Origin of the sequence: Roseibium album (assembly GCF_001404515.1) — a bacterium.
GTDB lineage: Bacteria > Pseudomonadota > Alphaproteobacteria > Rhizobiales > Stappiaceae > Roseibium > Roseibium album.
Map to the genome: position 1 here is coordinate 26,252 of NZ_CXWE01000011.1, position 19,643 is coordinate 45,894.

Below are 19,643 nucleotides of genomic sequence, written 5' to 3' on the forward strand. Positions count from 1 at the left end.
CAAGCGTGCGGAAAATCCGCAATACGGTCAGCAGGACAGGAATAGGCCGGAAGTACAGCATCTCCATGACCAATGAAGCATTTCAACCATCTCGGCGCAGCGACGTTGCTCCCTTTATAGCCATGGATGTTCTCGCGGAAGCTGCAAAGCTTGAAGCCGGGGGACGATCGATCATCCACATGGAAGTTGGTCAACCATCCGCTCCAGCCCCCAGGCTGGCACTTGAGGCGGCACGAAAGGCACTGGAGCATGGTCGTCTCGGTTATACGGCAGCTGCGGGCATTCAGCCGCTCCGTCATGCGCTCGCCGAGCACTACAAAAGAGAATATGGGGTTGAGGTACCTTCGGACCGCATCATGGTGACGACCGGCTCCTCTGCCGGGTTCAACCTTGCTTTTCTCGCCGCATTCGACCCTGGAGACAGAATAGCGCTGACGGCACCCGGATATCCGGCCTACCGCAATATTCTGCGATCGCTGGGTCTGGTTCCAGTTGAGATAGAAGTGAGTGAGGAAACGCGGTGGTGCCTGACGCCGGAACACATTGAGCAAGCCCTCAAGGACGGGCCCGTACGAGGGATACTGGTGGCAAGTCCGGCCAATCCAACCGGGACCATGATGAGCTCCGATGCGCTGACCGAATTGATCAAGTTTGCCGAAGCGGAAAAGATCTGGTTCATTTCAGACGAGATCTATCATGGACTTGATTATTCCGGAGACCAGAAGTCAGCCCTTGAAATTTCGGATAATGCGATAATCATAAACAGCTTTTCCAAGTACTACTGCATGACAGGCTGGCGCATAGGCTGGATGGTTTTACCAGATCAACTTGTGCGTCCGGCAGAGCGTCTTGCCCAGAACCTTTATATCTCCGCACCGGAGATGTCTCAGCTTGCGGCAACCGCAGCATTGGGCTCTGTTCAGGAACTTGAAGCAGTCAAGGCCGGGTACGTCGCCAATCGAGAGCTGTTGCTTGAAGGGCTGCCTGCCATCGGTTTCGATCAGTTACTCCCTGTTGATGGCGCCTTTTACATTTATGCGGATATCAGCCGTTTCAGTGACGACAGCCTCCGGTTTGCAAGACAAATGCTGCATGACGCAGGTGTCGCAGCAACTCCGGGCGTCGATTTCGACCCTGTGCACGGCCATAAATTCCTGCGGTTCTCATTTGCCGGCGCGCATGAAAACATGAAGGAGGCTCTTGTCCGCATGTCGAATTTCTTGTCTCGCTGAAAAATTGAATTTCGGACCAGTAGTTCACAAGGTTTTTCTCGTTCGGAACACAAAAAAGGCGGCCATCGGCCGCCTTTTTCCTATTCACCGGGCATGATCAGAAAAACGATCGGCCACGTTGCCACCAGCCGACCCGCTTCGGCTTGCCTTCCTGATCTTCATCAGAAGTTTCGCTGGTTACAACCGGCTCAGCAGGCGCTGAAGGTTTGGTATCGGCCGTCTCCTCGGTCGTTTCGTTCGGGACAGGCTGTTCGGATGTCGGGGTTTCGACAACAATGTTCTCGGGCGCGGTTTCCGCTGTAGCCGATGTTTCGACTTCAGGTGCATCAGATCCATTGTTATCGCGGGCTTCGGCGACAGCCGCCTGCACGTCCGGTACCTCATCAACCTCGGCGGAAACTTCAACTGAAGCATCTGTTTCTTCCGAACCAGCAGATGTTTCTGTATCCGTCTCCGGTGTTACCGAGGTCTCGGGAACTGCGGCATTGGCTTCGCCTGTTTCAGTCTCAACAGGGTCGGTTGCTTCCGTCGTTTCGGTTCCGCTTTCAGCATCGGCCGATTGCTGGACATCTCCGTCGGACATGTCGTCGCCCTGGAGTTCCGTACCTTCTCCATTGCGTCGACCACGCCGTCCGCCGCGACGGCCACGACGACGCTTGCGGCGCGGCTCATCGCCGTTGCCGTCTTCGTCTTCTGCCTGTGCGTCCTGCGACGGAGCTTCGTCGCTATCTGCATCCTCCGAACTGGATGCTACCTGACGTTCATCATTGCTTTCGTCGCCATTGTCGGACCCGCCTTTCCGGCGTTTCCGGCGTCGCTTGCGGCGGCGGTCTCCACCGTCCTCGTCTTGCGCCTGTTCTTCGACATCAGGTTGCTCGGTGTCTTCGTCGATTATTTCGACCGTGTCCGGTTGCACCATCGGTGGGGGTGCCGGAATGCGATCCCGATCAACGGGTGCACCACGTTCAAGCACATATAGCTGACCATTCACCATGTCGTCGGCATTTACTTCTATCTCAACGGCAAAACGGGTTTCCAGATCGAACAAGTTCGAGCGTTTCTGGTTGAGAATATAAAGCGCGACCTGTGTCGTTGTACGTATGATCAGGTTGTGTGTCGCACCCTTGAGAAGATTGTCTTCAATGGACCTCAAAACATGAAGTGCGACCGATTCCACGGAACGGATCATGCCGGTGCCCTGACAATGCGGGCAAGGCGTTGTCGAGCTCTCCAGAACACCTGTGCGGATACGCTGGCGCGACATTTCCAAAAGGCCAAAATGGGAGATCCGTCCAACCTGAATGCGCGCACGGTCGTTTTTCAGGCAGTCTTTCAGCTTTCGCTCAACCGAGCGGTTGTTTTTCGACTCTTCCATATCGATGAAGTCGATAACAACCAGACCTGCCAGATCCCGCAAACGAAGCTGGCGGGTAACTTCTTCAGCAGCCTCGAGGTTCGTCTGAAGCGCCGTATCCTCGATGTTATGTTCGCGCGTCGATTTGCCGGAGTTCACATCGATCGACACCAGTGCTTCCGTCTGGTTGATTACGATGTAGCCACCGGATTTCAGTGTAACCTGAGGCGAGAACATCGCATCGAGCTGTGGTTCGACGCCATTGCGGATAAACAGAGGCGAGGGATCGCGGTAGGGCTGAACATTCTTGGCATGGCTCGGCATGAGCATGCGCATGAAGTCCTTGGCTTCGCGATAGCCTTCGTCACCTGAAACCAGGACTTCGTTTATGTCCTTGTTGTAAAGGTCCCTTATGGATCTTTTGACAAGACTGCCTTCCTCGTAAACAAGACTTGGGGCACTTGATTTGAGTGTAAGCTCCCGGACATTTTCCCAAAGCCGCATCAGGTATTCGAAATCGCGTTTGATTTCTGCTTTCGTCCGGCTGGCACCTGCCGTTCGCAGGATTACACCCATGCCTTCCGGCACATCGAGTTCGGAGGCAATTTTCTTAAGGCGCTTGCGGTCTGTCGGTTGTGTGATTTTCCGCGAAATTCCGCCACCACGCGCGGTGTTCGGCATCAGCACGGAATAACGACCCGCGAGCGACAGGTAAGTGGTTAGAGCAGCACCCTTGTTCCCGCGCTCTTCCTTGACGACCTGAACGAGAATGATCTGGCGGCGCTTGATAACTTCCTGAATCTTGTACTGCTTGCGAAGCGGAACAGTACGTTCCGGAACTTCTTCCATCGCGTCTTCGGCACCAACCGATTCAACGGCGTCATCGTCGTTTTCAATCTCGTCGTCGTCGTCTCGATTGCGCCGCCTGCGACGGCTGCGTGCTCTTACAGGGGCCTCTTCGTCATCGCTCGAAGCGTCGGAGGATGCATTCTCATCGGCTTCGGAATTTGAATCGTCTGCAGTAGACGCTTCCGAGTCGTCGTCACTCGATTGATTTTCGGAGGACCTGGCTGAAATTTCTTCTACGGCTGTTTCGTCACTATCCGAGGAAGTCTCAGTTTCTGCTCCGGCTGCATTTTCCTCGCCGTCGCTCGTAATGTCCTCAGCATTGGTCGGGTCTTCGGCAACACCGTCTTCAGCACCTGCCGATTGGGTGTTGTCCTGATCAGCTGCGCCATCGGCGTTGTCGGAGTCATCATCAGCAGCGGTTTCCACTTTTTCGCTGGCAACAGTTTCCGATGACTCGTTTTTCGCTGCCCGCGAGCGGCGGCGGCGCTTTGGCTTTTCTTCAGCTTCCTGATCTTCACCCTGGCGCTCTGCTGCTTCTGCAGCCAGCAGCGCTTCCCGGTCGGCGACCGGGATCTGATAGTAATCGGGATGGATTTCGCTGAAAGCCAGGAAACCGTGGCGGTTTCCGCCATATTCAACGAAAGCTGCCTGAAGCGAGGGTTCGACCCGTGTTACTTTCGCCAGATAAATGTTACCGCGAAGCTGTTTCCTGTTCGCCGCTTCGAAATCGAATTCTTCAACACGATTGCCACGTACGACGACGACCCGGGTCTCTTCCGGGTGGCCCGCGTCGATCAGCATTTTGTTTGCCATTATTGAACGTCTCCACGGCAGCGTTGCTGGGCGCGTTTCGTAAACGCGCATCGCCCGAAAGGAGAAGGGCTGCCGTAATTGTTTTGCTAAGATTGGGAAGGGCGTCTGCGCCCTGCGCGGTCGTCAGACCAACAAAAGCGGCCGCTGAAGCGGAGCCTTGCCTTGTGTTGGTCACTGTGTTCATCGCGCGGGTCCTTCGGGGCAACGCAGGCCCTTAAGTTAAGTCGTTGTACCTTTGCCGGAGAGCAGGGAGGGGAATGCCGCTTCGTCTGCTATCGCCGGTTCCGGAAAGATTCGTCTTTGTTTTCCGCCAGTTATCTCGCTCTGAACCTTGCCGCAAAGGCAGGTTTCAATCTGGCGAGACATCGCGGTCTCAAAGATTTGCCGCTACCTTCTCTTCAGCAACAAGGCACTTCTCGAAACGGCAGAACGGCCTCTGTTCCGTCGCTTGAAGGCCTTGGATTGCGATGACGTTGTGGATAGATACCCCGTTGCGTCATCCGGGAAGGTATCGGTTTTGAACCGAAATCCGTAAGGTACTTTTACGATCCGCTGACTGGCTTTGCAAGCAATGTGAAATGCATATGCCATTTTCCTTCGCACACATATAGCGTATGAGGGGAGCTGCGGGGCCTCAGCGTTGGCAGATGATGAGCGACATGGCCGGAGAAATTGTGAAAAAAATCGGGACAAAACCTAAGGTGGCCGGTGTTGCAGCCACTTTCGGCAGGGCCGTCACATTGGCCATTGCCCTGATAACACTGTTTTTTTTCAACATTCCCGGATCCGGTCTCATATCGGGTGCCGAAGCGGCAATGCCCGAGGTGATCGGGGCTCGCGTCGCCGGCGATGAAAGCCGAACCCGATTCGTACTTGATATGGATACACAGGTGACCCCGTCCATATCCGGGCTCGCCAAACCCTATCGGCTCATTCTCGATCTGCCCGAAGTGAAGTTTTCCTTGCCCGATGATACGGGAATGTCCGGCAGAGGGATGGTTGAAGACTGGCGGTACGGTCTGTTCGCAGCGGGAAAATCCCGCATCGTTATGGATCTGTCAGGACCCGTTCGCGTCGACAAGACGTTCTTCCTGCCCGCTGTCGATGATCAACCGGCACGCCTGGTTGTGGACCTTGTTCGATCGACACCGGAGCAATTTGACGCCTTCATACAGGAAACTCGCGGTGCCGGACCGGCAAAGGACAAGAACTCAGCGCCGAAAACCGACCGAATGAAAGCGAAGAAGGCGAGGGAAAAGCCTCTCATTGTGCTGGATCCGGGTCATGGTGGCATCGACAATGGCGCGACTGGTGTCGGTGGTACCCTCGAAAAGGCAATCGTGCTGGATTTTGCAAGTCTTTTGAAGAGCAAGCTCGAGGAAACAGGCCTCTATGAGGTCCGGTTGACCCGAGAGGACGATACCTTTGTTTCTCTGTCACGGCGCGTGGAAATCGGCCACGAACTTGAAGCCGACCTGTTTATTTCCATTCACGCCGATTCGGTGCGTCGCGGCAGAAAATTCGCCCGTGGTGCAACCGTCTACACGCTGTCAGACAAGGCTTCCGACCAGCTTTCGGAGGAACTTGCGGAAGTGGAAAACATGTCGGATGTCATAGCGGGTGTTGAACTGGATGACGAACCAACCGATGTGACGGACATTCTGCTTGATCTGGCGCGCAGGGAAACAAGGTCCTTTTCGAGCTACTTTGCCAAGACGCTTGTGAGCGAGCTCAAGAGCGCAGTCCGGCTCATCAACAATCCGCATCGTTCGGCGGGTTTTCGGGTTTTGAAAGCGCACGATGTGCCTTCTGTTCTGGTCGAACTCGGTTATCTGTCCAATGAGCATGACGAGAAGCTTCTGATAACCGAGGAGTGGCGGGAACGCATGGCAAATGCCATGAACGAGGCGATTCACGGGTTTTTCCGCCCAAGACTTGCGCGGCAACAGGAATTACCGTCCCAGTGAAAAGGCTGAATTGTCACGTAAATTGAGCGTCTTGTGTGCCGATTGCCTCAGCATCGCCATATTGGTGCACGAGGTAACAATCAGGACATTGTGAAAACAGGTGCCTGAAGGTGCCGTATGAATGTTTCCGTGCTAGAACGCGATATGCAGCAATGACGGGGAAAGACGAGCCCGCACTATGAAGTTTTTGGTGAAATTTTTCGGTTACCTTTTCGGAATTGGGGCCGCGCTCGCACTGCTGGTTGCAGCAGGCGTGTGGATGTATCTGCAACATCTTGATGAAGACTTGCCGGATTACACGACCCTGAAGAATTACGAGCCGCCCGTGATGACCCGCGTACATGCGGCAGACGGCAATCTCATGGCCGAATACGCAACCGAACGGCGCATGTTCCTGCCGATCCAGGCCATGCCAGACCTCGTGAAACAAGCCTTCATCTCTGCGGAAGACAAGAATTTTTACTCTCACATCGGGGTCGACCCAGAAGGGATCGCACGCGCGGCCGTTCGATTTGTACAAAACTACGGATCCGGCCGGCGACCGGAAGGTGCCTCGACCATAACGCAGCAGGTCGCAAAGAATTTTCTGCTTACCAATGATCTTTCCATCGTTCGCAAGATCAAGGAAGCAATACTCGCCCTGCGTATCGAGCAGGCTTACACGAAAGACGAAATTCTCGAGCTTTATCTCAACGAGAACTTTTTCGGCTTGGGGGCCTACGGAATTGCGGCAGCAGCACTGATCTATTACGATAAATCGGTGCATGAACTGGAGCTGGACGAAGTTGCCTACATGGCCGCGCTTCTCAAAGCTCCCAACAACTACCATCCTTTCCGACACACAGATCGTGCGATTTCACGTCGAAACTATGTCCTCGACCGCATGGTTGCCGACGGCTATGTGAGTTTCGAGGAAGGCGAGGAGGCGAAAAAGAAGCCGATTGTCGTAAAGCCGCGGCAAACTGGTTCACGGCTGTTCGCCGCAGAATACTTCACCGAAGAGGTTCGCAGGGAAGTTGCGGAAATCTTCGGAACCAAGCGGCTCTATGAGGGCGGCTTGTCGGTTCGGTCAACCCTCGATCCGGAACTGCAGAACATGGCGCGCAAATCGCTGATGGACGGATTGATCAATTTCGACCGCCAACGCGGCAGCTGGAATGGTCCCGTCGATCGGTTGACGATCGGTGCCGATTGGGGTGTGGATCTCGCAAAGGTCGAAGCACTTAGCGACATTCCCGAATGGACGCTGGCAGTGGTTCTCGAAAGCGGCAGCGACCAGGCAACAGTGGGCGTTCAGCCGGAAACGCTCGTCAGCGGCAAACTTTCGGACGAGCGAAAGAGCGGCCCCCTGTTTCTCGACGCCATGAAGTGGGCACGTGTCAACGGTCGTGCGCCAAGCGCCGTCTCGGATGTGCTGGCACCAGGCGATGTGGTTTATGTCCAGGAAAGTCAGGTCGCTCCGGGGACGTTTGAACTGAGACAGATCCCCAAGGTCTCCGGCGCCCTGGTCGCAATGGATCCCTACACGGGACGTGTTCTGGCCCTCGTCGGTGGATTCAGCTTTGCTCAGAGTGAATTCAACAGGGCGACGCAAGCTTACCGGCAACCGGGATCGTCCTTCAAACCATTCCTCTATGCCGCAGCACTGGACAATGGATATACACCGTCTTCGGTCATCATGGATGCGCCGCTTGAGATAAGCCAGGGACCCGGTCTGGGAACGTGGCGGCCGCAAAACTATGGCGGCAAGTTCTATGGACCGTCGACGTTGCGAACGGGCATCGAGCGGTCGAGAAACGTGATGACCGTCCGGTTGGCACAGGACATGGGCATGCCATTGGTCGCCGAGTACTCGAAGCGGTTCGGTATCTATGACAATATGCTTCCTGTCCTGTCCATGTCGCTCGGCGCGGGAGAAACAACGGTTCTTCGCTTGACGACGGCCTATGCGACCATCGCCAATGGCGGGCGGAAAGTTCGCCCTACGCTGATTGACCGCATTCAGGACAGGTACGGGCGTACAATCTACAAGCATGACAGTCGTATTTGCGACGGATGTACCGAAAACGTCTGGGAAGGGCAGCAGGAACCGACGCTGATTGATGATCGAGAACAGGTTCTCGATCCCATGACGGCGTATCAGATCACCTCGATGATGGAAGGTGTGGTCCAGCGTGGTACTGCAACTTCCGTGCGGGCGGTCGAAAGACCAGTGGCCGGCAAGACCGGGACGACGAATGACGAGAAAGACGCGTGGTTCATGGGTTTCACACCGGATATTGCGGTCGGTGTTTTTGTTGGTTATGACAATCCCAAGCCTATGGGACGCGGAGCAACCGGAGGGCAGGTGGCAGCACCGATCTTTACAGACTTTGTGAAGAAAGCGCTGGTCGACAAGCCTCCGGTCGAATTTCGCGTTCCTCGCGGTCTTCAGCTGATCCCGATCAACCGTCAGACCGGGTTGCGTACCGCAGCCGGGACACCTGGAGCAATTCTGGAATCGTTCAAACCCGGTATGGCACCGCCGGACAGTTATTCGGTAATCGGTTTTCAGGACACCATGGGTGTACCGACTGCCGTTTCACCCGCAGCGCAGCAAGCGGTGACTGTGGGTACCGGCGGCCTTTACTGATTTTCTTCGAGCCAGCGGAACATCATCTGCAGCTGACCTGCTTTCGATAGCCGGTTTACAGTGACCGGCTCCGCGGCTAATGTCCCGCTCCAATTCTCGGCCCGGTGCTCCTGACGGAAGCCGGGCCGTTTCACTAAAACAGAGAGGTATCCGATGCGCGCCGAAACGGAAGCGATCGTAGATGAAATCAAGCAGGCCATAAGCCTGCTGAGGAGGCATCTTTGACTGGGATCAGGCTCTTGTCCGTCTGGAAGAACTGAACGCTCTTTCTGAGGATCCGGAACTGTGGAATGACGCCGCCAAGGCGCAGAAGCTGATGCAGGAACGGCAAAACCTCGACGACGGCATCAATGGTGTCAAGCAGCTTGAACAGGACCTCTCCGACAATGTCGAGTTGATTGAACTTGGCGAGATGGAAGACGATTCTTCGGTGATACAAGACGCGGAGAACGCGCTTCGAGAGCTGAAGGAAAAGGTCGACAAGCTTCAGCTGAATTCATTGCTTTCCGGTGAAGCGGACAGCAACGACACCTATATTGAGATCCACTCGGGTGCTGGCGGGACTGAAAGCCAGGACTGGGCTTCCATGCTTTTGCGGATGTATCGCAGGTGGGCCGAAAAACGTGGCTACAAAGTCGAGGTCCTGGAGCACCAGGACGGAGAAGAAGCCGGTATCAAATCGGCAACGCTTCTGGTCAAGGGCGAAAACGCCTATGGCTGGCTGAAATCGGAGTCCGGTGTTCACCGTCTGGTACGAATTTCCCCTTATGACAGCAACGCGCGGCGTCATACCAGCTTTTCCAGTGCCCGGGTTTATCCGGTGATTGACGATTCCATCGAGATCGATATCAACGAAAGCGATTGCCGGATCGACACTTACCGGGCATCTGGTGCTGGTGGGCAGCATGTCAATACGACCGACTCGGCTGTTCGCATAACGCACCAGCCAACCGGGATAGTGGTCCAGTGCCAGTCTCAACGGTCGCAACACAAAAACCGCGCAACTGCCTGGGACATGTTGAAAGCGCGGCTCTATGAGGCTGAGCTAAAACGACGTGAACAGGAAGCGAACGCAGAAGCTGCGTCGATGACCGACATCGGTTGGGGGCACCAGATCAGATCTTATGTTCTGCAGCCCTATCAGCTGGTCAAGGACAACCGAACCGGTGTTGAAAGCACATCACCTGGCGACGTCCTCGATGGCGATCTTGACAAGTTCATGGAGGCGTCCCTGGCGCAACGGATCTCTGATGGAGATACGGCCGACACCGGCGGCAGCGACTGACAGGTCGTGTGGCAAATCAATCCAATGTCAACGGGGCCTTCGGGTCCCGTTTTCGTCAAAGGGCGAGTTCGGCAAGTTTCTCGCCAGCGGTGAGAAATGCTGCTGGATTATGAGGTTTGTCGTCCTTGCGGATCTCATAGTGAAGATGCGGGCCGGTGGAGCGTCCTGTCGATCCGACATTCCCAATCAAATCGCCTGCAAGGACATGATCACCTTCAGCAACGTGCAACCGGCTCAGATGGGCATAGCGCGTGACAAACCCGTTTGCGTGGCGCACCTCTACCATCTTGCCGTAACCACCGTTCCATTTGGCGCTCAAAACCGTGCCGGGTGCGGTAGTGTAGACACGAGCCCCATAGGGAGCCTTGAAATCGATCCCGGTGTGCATGGCAAGGCGCCTGAGGAACGGATCAACTCTCGGACCATAGCTGCTGGATATGCTTCCGTTTCGAACCGGCCGCTTCACAGGCAATCTCAGTGCGGTGAACTTGACACGCCGAAGCGTTTTCAAGGCACTTTCCGCGCGCTGGAGCCGAGTGGGAAAGGTCTTTTCCGATATCGGTGCAAAAGGGCCACCGATGGAGCTGTTTTCGCGTAGCGCGGCATTCAGAGCCGGCGCAATGTTCCTCGTCGTTATAAGGATATCTTCAATCCGGCCTTCCGTGGCGACGGTTATGGCGTCGACCGCAGCCGTGCTTTCCACATCCATCTCGGAGATATCGGCTTTCACCGCGTCGAGTGCTGCCCGTTTCTCAGTGTTTTTTTTTAACTCTTGAGGATTTTCCGCAGTGTCTTTCGCGGGTTTTTGCAGCAAGGACAGCGGATCGATGGATCTGGGAGTGCTTTCACGCAATCCCAGCGCCTTCACAGGCTCGTCAATCAGTTCGCTTTCCCCACCGATCGCCGTTTTGTCATTGGTTCCGATCGAGGCAAGGTTCCGTGAGTCGAGGGAGGGCTTTTGCGGCGGAAGCGGTTTGTCATTGCTGAGATAAATGCCGACACTTTCGGCGCGCGCAACAAGGTCGGCGACGATTGCATGGCGCTGATTGAGATCCTGCTGCCGGCGAAGAACATCCATGACCTGGATTTCGACAGTTTCCCTGTCCACCATCTGGCGGCTCGTCAGCTTCTGGATTTCCGCTCTCAGCCGGTCGATATGATCCTGATATTCGAGAACCAATTCAGTCCGCTCCGCGGTGGCTTCCGCCACCATGTCGCCGCGAACCAAATAATAGCCGGCTGTTCCGCTTACGCCGAGTGTCGCCGCGACACAGGCGAGGGCGCCGCATATGAGGTGAATGGGCCGCACGCTATAGGTCGTGGATTTCGCACTCTTGTCCAAAGACGAATGGTGTGTCGCCATTCTTGGCTTTCGATTTGTTTGCGTCGTTGTTTGGCGCTGTCGCATGATCACTCAGTCACTGTCTGCATTCTGCAAATGAACTGAGGATGATTAGAATTTGGTAAGGTTAATAAATCGTCTGCAATCGAGGTTAATTTATCCCGAGAGTCGGGCGAGAGGCTTGTAAAATCCGGGGGTTAGGCCTGCTTCAGACCTTGCTCGATCATTAAATGGCGGTTTCAAATTGCCACGAAAATGCCGGCGAACGTATTCGTGGAAGGCCGATTCAGGTCTGATTCCCTGCCGGTCACACAAGAATCGGAACCACTTGGCACCAAATGCAACGTGATTCTTTTCATCGCGATAGATGACATCAAGACATTTTGCGGTGTCTTCATCTCCGATGTCGCGTGCCTTTTTGATCATGGGGGGTGTTATGTCGAGGCCACGCGCTTCGAGCACCAGGGGGATGATGGCGAGACGTGCAGCCAGATCATGTCCGGTATCCTGTGCTGCTTGCCAGAGGCCGTCATGTGCCGGCATGTCGCCATAGCAGGCATCGAGTTTTGCCATCCGGTCTTCAAGCATCGAAAAATGTTTGGCCTCCTCGAGACCAACACGAACCCAATCGTCATAGTAGGAACGTGGCAGACGCACATGCGCAAAGCGGCCGACAAGGTCCCAGGTCAGGTCCACGGCGTTCAATTCGATGTGGGCGAGTGAATGGAGCAGCGCGACACGACCGGAAGTTCCGCCCAGATTACGTTTGGGCATGTCACGTGGCGCCCGGAGGTCGGGTTTGTCCGGGCGGCCTGGCCTGTCCGGCATACGGCCGTCCCTTGATGGGGTTCCAAGCGAAAGATCGCGCTGGAACCAGGACTTTGATATCGCATAAGCCAAACGGACTTTTTCAGTCGTGTCAGACGCTGAAACGATGGCCCGCGCGCCTGCCACGAGCGTGGAAGGCTGACTTGGAGCGGAAGATTGCGGCATGGCACCCTTGGCAGGATTGAACTTGATGGCGGTTCTACAGAGCCTTTGCAGCCTCGAGGACTGCTTCAGCGTGACCGGGAACTTTTACCTTTCTCCAGATCTGGGCAATTTTCCCTGTCTTGTCCACGAGGAAGGTTGAACGTTCCACACCCATGTATTTTTTCCCGTACATGGATTTTTCCACCCAGACACCATAAGCCTCTGCGGTCGATGTGTCGGTATCCGCTCCGAGACGAACAGCGAGATTGTGTTTGGCAATGAAATTGTCGTGTTTCTTTGCGGAGTCGGGTGACATCCCTACGATCGTGACGCCCAGATTATTGAAGTCCTCGATCAATTCGGAAAACGCAATAGCCTCTTTTGTGCACCCGGGAGTGTTGTCCTTGGGGTAAAAGTACACGACAACCGGTTTTCCCTTGAGGGCGTCCAGAGAAACGCGGGCACCACCATCACTTTCCAGATCAAAATTTGGTGCGGTGTCACCTATCGCCAGCTGCTGCATTCTGTCATCCTTCTGTCATAATTTAAGCGTCATTGCCGGAACCTGAATCCGATATGTACACAGCTGTCGATTTTGCTGCGAGATTCGAAGTATCATAGGACGTGCTGCGACTCGTTCAATGCGCGTTGAAGCAGGTATTTGAGGCTGTGCAAAGGCCGCGGGCCTGTTGGCTGTCAACGGTCAGGAGAATGGACTGAATTTGTTTCGACGATCTGGCGGCAATACCAGGCAGGAAAAGACCCGTACGCAGAGACGATTTCGCAGACGCTTCTGGTACCTGGCGGCTTTCGTTGTTATTTGCGTGGTCGCAGGCCTTGCAGTTCTGTTTGCCTCCGGACCGGTGCGGATCCCTCTCCTTGGAAGTTTGCTTGCGTCACAGGGTACGCGTGGTCCCGTGCAGCTTTCCGTCGAATTGGCGCGCATTGATTTCACAGCTCACGACGGTATTGAGATCATTCTGGAAGATGCATCCGTCGATATTGGAGGGCCTGCACCCGTCAACATAAGTTTGCCGAGGCTCGTCGTTCCGCTCGACCGGGATGAGCTGCTGGCCGGTAAGCTGCGGTTCTCCTCGCTGCTGCTTGACAGACCGCGCGTGCGTGTTGCGCTCAAAGGCGGTCCGGCCAAGGTTCCTGAAATCGGTCCGCTCATGGAGGCCGTCGACCGGACGAGTGATGTCGTCGACGACCAGTTTGCAAGACGCGGACTGAGGTTCGTCAAGATAAGAAACGGGTCCTTCGAATTGGCGGGAGCATTTCCGCGCAGCTTCGAGGGAATCGACGCTGATGTCGTGCGCCGCGAAAATCGGGTTATACGGGCCAATGCCAAGGTCACGGGAAACGTCTCGACTTGGCGTCTGGAATTAGCCAGAAGTGCTCCGGAAGATGGATCAGGCAAAAACATCGGTGTGGTGGTGAATGGTATCACACTTGCCGAATTGCTGGGTCCTGACGCTCTGGAAAGACAAGGCAAGGGCCTTGGTTTGCCGGCCTCGGCAAAGGTTGAAACGCGCCTGGACGGGGACGGCAATTTTGTTTCGGCAAATGTGGTTGGCCGTGTTCGAAACGGATGGTTTCAGCTCGGAAAAACGATCGTCGCCTTCGACGATGCTGCTCTGTCGTTGCTCTTCAAGGGCGGGCAGGAAGCCATTGAAGTCACAAAGTCCCATGTTATCCGCGGCAACACCCGGATCTTCTTTACCGGCCTGATCGAGCCTGACGCAGACGGTGGCATGGATTGGAATGTCGGCATCGACATGGACCACCCCCAGTTTGGTTCATCCGATGTGCAAGAGCCGCCGCAGATGCTTGACGGGGTCAAGATCCGTGCGAGGTTCAATCCGGTTGACAGGCTGATTTCAGTAGACCGCTTTATTGCCAAGTCCGGCAAGGCGATCGCTCAAGGGGTGGCCAATATTCAGATTGCTGCGGACGGGCCGTATCTCGCGATCGCTGCCGAAGGGGAAAATATCCCGATTGGCGTTGCCAAACAGGTTTGGCCGATCACACTTGTCCCGCCGGCGCGCAACTGGGTGATTGAAAACATCAAGCAGGGAACCGTCGACAAGTTTTCCTATACGGCTGCCATCAGGCCACCGGCCTTCAATCACCGTGACCCGGATGCAGGCTGGTCTGGTGACGACATGCGTATGACCATGTCATTTTCAGGAGGTGCCGTCACGCCTTTCGGTGACTTGCCCGAAGTGACCGGGCTTGAAGGAACCATGACGGTTGCCAATGAGGTACTGACCGTTTCCGCTTCCAATGGCGAGGCGACGGCTTCGAGCGGCGGACAGGTAACAGTCCCGGGCAGTGTGTTCGAGATCTATGATCTACCGCTTCGTGACGGCAAGACCGCCAAGATTTCGGCAAATGTAAAAGGTGCTGCCAAAGATCTGGGGGCCGTGGCAAACAGTGAACCCCTCAGTGTGATTGACCGTGTCGGGTTGAAAAAAGACGGAGCCAGCGGAACCGGAAGCATCGACGTTGTCGCTTTGTTTCCCCTGAGAAAAAATATCGATGTTGAAGATATCGATTGGCGTGCCAGCGGTCAGCTGGATGGCTTTAGCGATACCAATCCCATCATGGGGCATACAATCAAAAACGCCGATGTCCAGATCGATGCGAATCCCGGTCAGGTCGCAATCAAAGGCAACGGCATCCTGGATGGATTGCAGGCTGATATTGATCTTGTCGTGCCGATTGGTGAGTCCGGCGTTGCCGGGAAGCAGGATGTCGTTGTCGCTGTTACCGCGAAGAAATTGAAAGAAAAAGGAATTGACCTGACCGCCTTCCTGGACGGTGGCCTCAGGCTGGAGGTTGCCGGTTCAAGTGAATGGCAGGCATTTTCCGTAGATTTGAGGCAAAGCGTTATCAAGCTGGAGGCGCTTGGCTGGCGAAAGGCAAAAGGTGTTCCGGCCACGGCCACCTTCAAGCTGGTCGAGACGGAAAAGGCTCAGCAGGTTCGCGATTTCAGGCTTACGTCGGAGGGAGCAAGTGTTGTCGGATCGATGCTGCTTTCCAAATCCGGTGAACTGATAGAAGCCTCATTCGATACATTCAAATTGCGACCGGGTGATAATGCGGACGTTGCCATCCAGCGATCTACGGATGGGCGCTATGACATCATTTTTTCCGGAAGTTCATTCGATGGCAGAGGGTTGATACAAAGCCTGACAAGTCCTGGTGGCAGCCAGGGGGCAGGTGACTTTGAGAAGGGTGCCCGCATAGCCGCGTCGATCGACCGCGTGACCGGGTTCAACAACCAGACGCTTCAAGGTTTCACAGGGAAGATCGAGACAGGCCGGAAGGGACTTCGAACCGCGGACTTGAACGGAAAGATCAACGGCCAGTCCGACTTTGAGTTGAAGGTCATTGAACAAGGGGCGAGCCAGCTCGCAACCGGCCAATTTGCCGACACGGGCGCGACGTTGAAATTCCTGGATTTTTATGAACGCATGCAGGGAGGCAGGGGTGTTCTCAGCGTGGCCATGGCGGATGAAGACAGTTGGGCAGGTGACTTCAAGGTTCGGTCACTGCGAATTACCGAGGATCCCGCAATCAAGAGCATCCGTGAACGGGAACGATCAAATCTTGATCCGGACAGTACCATTGCCACTGCGAGGGAAACGGATGGTTCTGCAAACTTCGACACAATGGATATCAATTTCACTCGCGAAGGCGACATACTGACGATTATTCGGGGTGCGCTGCGAGGGAATGTGCTTGGCGGCACAGTCAGCGGTAAAGTGAACCTCACGGAACAGACATTGAGCCTGAGCGGAACATTCGTGCCGATTTATGCGTTGAACAACTTCTTCGCGAAAATTCCGATCCTGGGTTTTGCACTCGGCGGCAATTCGGGCGAAGGACTTATCGGCGTAACATATCGTTTGTCCGGGTCGGTGTCGGACCCGGTGCTGTCGGTCAATCCGATATCCGCGATTGCCCCCGGTATCTTCCGGAAAATGTTCGAATTTCAGCAGAACTGAAAAAGCCGGAGTTGTACCGGCAATTTCAATGTTCCAACGAAACTCAGACAGGTTTGAGCAAAACGTGTTTTTTCTTGCCGAGTGACAGCTTGATGATGCCATCGTCCATCACATCCTCGGGCATGAGCATACGCTTGTCGTTCTGCTCGCCCTTGTCGTTGATCTTGACGGCACCGCCCTTGATGTTCCGGCGCACTTCTCCATTCGAGGCGCAAAGACCCGCAGTCACGAATGCTGACAGGACACCGAGACCGCCGTCCAGATCCGCTTTTGGAATTTCGACAGTTGGAAGACCTTCGGCGGACTGGCCTTCCTCGAAAGCCCTGCGTGCGGTTTCCGCAGCTTCTTCCGCCTTGTCACGCCCGTGGATGAGAGCAGTGGCTTCTGTTGCCAGGATTTTCTTGGCTTCGTTGACTTCTGCCCCTTCCAGTGCGGAAAGTCTTGCGATTTCTTCGATCGGCAAAACCGTGAAGAGTTTCAGGAAACGCTCGACGTCAGCATCTTCCGTGTTGCGCCAGTATTGCCAGTAATCATAGGCCGATAGCTGTTCCTCGTTGAGCCAGACGGCGCCCGCCGCAGTCTTGCCCATTTTTGCGCCGGAAGCTGTCGTGAGGAGCGGGGAAGTCAGCGCGAAGGCTTCGTGTTCCGATAGTCGGCGAACAAGGTCGGTGCCGGACAGAATATTGCCCCACTGGTCGGAACCTCCCATCTGCAGGCGGCAGCCCGTGCGCCGGTAGAGTTCCAGGTAATCGTATCCCTGAAGCAGCATGTAATTGAATTCCAGGAAGGACAGGTGCTGCTCCCGCTCAAGCCGCAGGCGAACGGAATCCCGCTGGATCATCTGGTTGACCGAAAAGTGCCGACCGATATCTCTCAGAAAATCAACATAGTTCAGCTTGAGGAGCCAGTCTGCATTGTCCAGCATGATGGCATCGCCAGGACCGTCGCCGAATGTCAGGAGTTTCTCGAAAACTTTCCGGATACCGGCCTTGTTCTCTTCGATTACATCTTCGGTGAGGATCTTGCGGCTTTCGTCCTTGCCGGACGGATCGCCGACACGCGTTGTTCCTCCGCCCATCAAGGCAATCGGGCGGTGCCCTGTTTTCTGGAACCAATGCAGCATCATGATCGGAACGAGAGACCCTGCGTGCAGGCTCGGAGCAGTACAGTCAAATCCGATATAGGCAGTGACGGTTTCCTTGACACACAATTCATCGAGCCCTTCAGGATCCGAGATCTGGTGAATGAAGCCGCGTTCCGAGAGAACGTTCAGAAAGTCCGATTTGAACTTGCTCATATTTTCGTCCGTGCCTGTCTTTGGTTCCAGCCAACTGGCCTGTCTTCAAACGTGCTCTAGCGCGAGACATCAGTGTTGTAAATTGCAGAAGGGCTGAATTCAGGCTGGTGTGCGGGTTCTGCGCCAACTTTCGGCACGGCGGACCTGCGCGCGGATCAGTGGGTCAACCCAAACCGGACGGGCACGAAAAGACTGGTGGCCAATCCGGCCACGATCAGGATTGCGAAAGAGATGGCAATCAGAATTATTTGTGTCGGCAGGGCCAATTTTTCCATTTCCATCTTGGAGCGATCGTGTTTCCGGTGTGGCTGGTCCTGCGCCACGTCCTCATGCCCCTGGTGCAAGTGGCCGGACATTGCCGGTTCCGGAGATCTGTGACCGAGAGCCGGTGTGTCTGCTCCGGGCAGGGTCATGCATCCGTGTTTGAGATGTGATTTCACGAGCCAGTAGTTGACCGGATAGGCCGTGAACAGACCGACAATCGAGGCAATGCTCATCCGGAACCAGAATTCCGGCCCGGACGGTTCTGTTGACGAGGGCCAGACGCTTGCAAGCACGATCATGGTCGGCAGCATGCCTGCCATGACGCAGTTCATGGACACGGTTTCTGCGAAAAACGTCTTGCGTACCGCTTTCCAATAGTCGCCGTCATACATGCCGCGCATCATCAGTGCCTGGAAAATGAACAGTCCGCAAATGAAGCCCGCAATGTACTCAAAGACACTGTCCCATCCGTTGGTCAAATGGAAAACGGGAACAATCATGGCGGCAATGACAATGCCCGTGGCGTCTCCGGCCAGGCAATGCATTTCGCTGTTGACCGACTGTTTCCATGTCTTTTTGGTGAATTCGTCATGGCCGCCCGGAAATGGCCGGCGGCAGGTCATCAGATAAAGAAAGCAGCCGACAGGCCCGGTGTAGGCAACCACGAGGATCCAGGCGAGTTTCTGAACCCAGCTTGTCACACCGTTGAAAACTGAATCCCAGATGACGAAGACGAGGCTGGCGGCCGTCAGCAGAAACCAGACGATCATGGCACCCTGGAGCATCGAAAATTTCCGGATGATTTACGACGAAGGGCAGCGTGCCGTGGCCAAAAGTGAAAGTCAACGAAACCGGCAGTCGAGCGAATAACGGTCGTTTTGGTTTGAAGCGTGGCAGACCAGTAATCCTATGTGTCGCGCTTCTTGGCACAACATGTTCCCGCGTGATGCAGGGCTGTTTCGGCCAGGCTCGCAAGTCCGCAAGTGCCCGTGCAGGTCAGACGTTTGATCCATACAGAACCCGATTGGTTACCCCGAAATCACTCACATGACGACCGTCTGTGTTGAAGTTCCTTTGCTTCGGCCCTGCCTGCCAATTTCATTGATTCAAGTGAATGTGACGTTGCGTGATGACTATCACAACAGGACGCGCCAGTTGATCGTAAGGTCTTTTCATCAGCGAGAAAGATACTTCTAAGGATCAGTTGAGAGGACTTGTTATGTTTCGTAAATTTGCTATCGCCGCCGTTACTGTCGCCACCGTTGCGACCGCGGCAGTCGCCATGTCGCCGACCGACGCATATGCCAAGAACCGGAGAGGCGCTATTGCCGCAGGTGCAATTCTCGGGCTTGCCGCAGGAGCCATAATCGCTTCTCAGGCCCAGCCGCGTTACTATCAGCCCGTTCGCTGCCAGAATCAGCCGATCCGCCGCTGGGATCCCTACTACCGTCAGTATGTCGTCGTCGGGTACCGCCAGGTCTGCTATTGAGCCTGAGAAACCCTCGCGGCTCTGCCGCTGAAAACCGGACATAACGAAGAGCCTCCTTCTCGGGAGGCTTTTTCGTGTTGTGAGGACGTTCAAATTCCCATTCAATGAAGAAAATCGTCTCTCGGATCCGGTGC

Annotated in this window: 12 protein-coding genes; 6 read left to right on the forward strand and 6 right to left on the reverse strand. The window is 55.2% G+C overall.

Annotated features, from left to right (window positions below; translation table 11 throughout):
- Positions 1 to 65: 65 nt before the first annotated feature.
- Positions 66 to 1,232 carry a pyridoxal phosphate-dependent aminotransferase gene (locus LA5095_RS28090; RefSeq protein ID WP_055121140.1) on the forward strand — a complete coding sequence of 389 codons (1,167 nt, stop codon included), beginning with the start codon at positions 66 to 68 and terminating at the stop codon, positions 1,230 to 1,232.
- Between the two features lie 97 nt (positions 1,233 to 1,329).
- Here the strand turns inward: LA5095_RS28090 and LA5095_RS28095 are convergent, their stop codons facing one another.
- Complete coding sequence (locus tag LA5095_RS28095; protein WP_055121141.1) at positions 1,330 to 4,248, reverse strand: Rne/Rng family ribonuclease; 2,919 nt, start codon at positions 4,246 to 4,248, stop codon at positions 1,330 to 1,332.
- 674 nt (positions 4,249 to 4,922) lie between these two features.
- Between LA5095_RS28095 and LA5095_RS28105 the strand changes: the two genes are divergently transcribed.
- From LA5095_RS28105 to prfB, 3 genes are all read left to right on the forward strand, one after another.
- A complete protein-coding gene (locus LA5095_RS28105) occupies positions 4,923 to 6,215 on the forward strand; it encodes an N-acetylmuramoyl-L-alanine amidase (protein WP_235808798.1) in 1,293 nt (430 codons plus the stop codon).
- A 187-nt stretch (positions 6,216 to 6,402) separates the two neighbouring features.
- Positions 6,403 to 8,847: a penicillin-binding protein 1A gene (locus LA5095_RS28110; RefSeq protein ID WP_055121211.1), complete on the forward strand. Its 2,445-nt coding sequence runs from the start codon at positions 6,403 to 6,405 to the stop codon at positions 8,845 to 8,847.
- Between the two features lie 153 nt (positions 8,848 to 9,000).
- Positions 9,001 to 10,132, forward strand: a protein-coding gene (gene prfB, locus LA5095_RS28115; protein WP_144436195.1) for a peptide chain release factor 2 whose coding sequence is annotated in 2 segments (ribosomal slippage) — positions 9,001 to 9,069 and positions 9,071 to 10,132 — 1,131 coding nt in all. Because the reading frame shifts where the segments join, the coding sequence is not laid out codon by codon here.
- Between the two features lie 55 nt (positions 10,133 to 10,187).
- Here the strand turns inward: prfB and LA5095_RS28120 are convergent.
- From LA5095_RS28120 to bcp, 3 genes are all read right to left on the reverse strand, one after another.
- The gene (locus tag LA5095_RS28120; protein WP_208992898.1) at positions 10,188 to 11,495 is read right to left on the reverse strand and encodes a M23 family metallopeptidase; all 1,308 of its coding nucleotides are present in this window, start codon (positions 11,493 to 11,495) and stop codon (positions 10,188 to 10,190) included.
- A gap of 135 nt (positions 11,496 to 11,630) precedes the next feature.
- Positions 11,631 to 12,467, reverse strand: a complete 837-nt coding sequence (locus LA5095_RS28125) for a ferritin-like domain-containing protein (protein ID WP_055121145.1) — start codon at positions 12,465 to 12,467, stop codon at positions 11,631 to 11,633.
- Positions 12,468 to 12,501: 34 nt separating this feature from the next.
- Positions 12,502 to 12,969 (reverse strand): thioredoxin-dependent thiol peroxidase, encoded by a 468-nt coding sequence (gene bcp, locus LA5095_RS28130; protein ID WP_055121146.1) that lies wholly within the window; start codon positions 12,967 to 12,969, stop codon positions 12,502 to 12,504.
- A 199-nt stretch (positions 12,970 to 13,168) separates the two neighbouring features.
- On the opposite strand from bcp, the gene LA5095_RS28135 reads away from it, so the two are divergent.
- Positions 13,169 to 16,459 carry a YhdP family protein gene (locus LA5095_RS28135; protein WP_055121212.1) on the forward strand — a complete coding sequence of 1,097 codons (3,291 nt, stop codon included), beginning with the start codon at positions 13,169 to 13,171 and terminating at the stop codon, positions 16,457 to 16,459.
- A 43-nt stretch (positions 16,460 to 16,502) separates the two neighbouring features.
- Here the strand turns inward: LA5095_RS28135 and tyrS are convergent, their stop codons facing one another.
- Both tyrS and LA5095_RS28145 read right to left on the reverse strand, forming a co-directional pair.
- The gene (gene tyrS, locus LA5095_RS28140; protein ID WP_055121147.1) at positions 16,503 to 17,756 is read right to left on the reverse strand and encodes a tyrosine--tRNA ligase; all 1,254 of its coding nucleotides are present in this window, start codon (positions 17,754 to 17,756) and stop codon (positions 16,503 to 16,505) included.
- Positions 17,757 to 17,911: 155 nt separating this feature from the next.
- Positions 17,912 to 18,805 (reverse strand): DUF4396 domain-containing protein, encoded by an 894-nt coding sequence (locus LA5095_RS28145; protein ID WP_055121148.1) that lies wholly within the window; start codon positions 18,803 to 18,805, stop codon positions 17,912 to 17,914.
- 434 nt (positions 18,806 to 19,239) lie between these two features.
- Here LA5095_RS28145 and LA5095_RS28150 point away from each other — a divergent pair, with 434 nt between their 5' ends.
- Positions 19,240 to 19,509, forward strand: coding sequence for a hypothetical protein (locus LA5095_RS28150; protein WP_055121149.1), 270 nt, complete (start codon positions 19,240 to 19,242; stop codon positions 19,507 to 19,509).
- Positions 19,510 to 19,643: the final 134 nt, after the last annotated feature.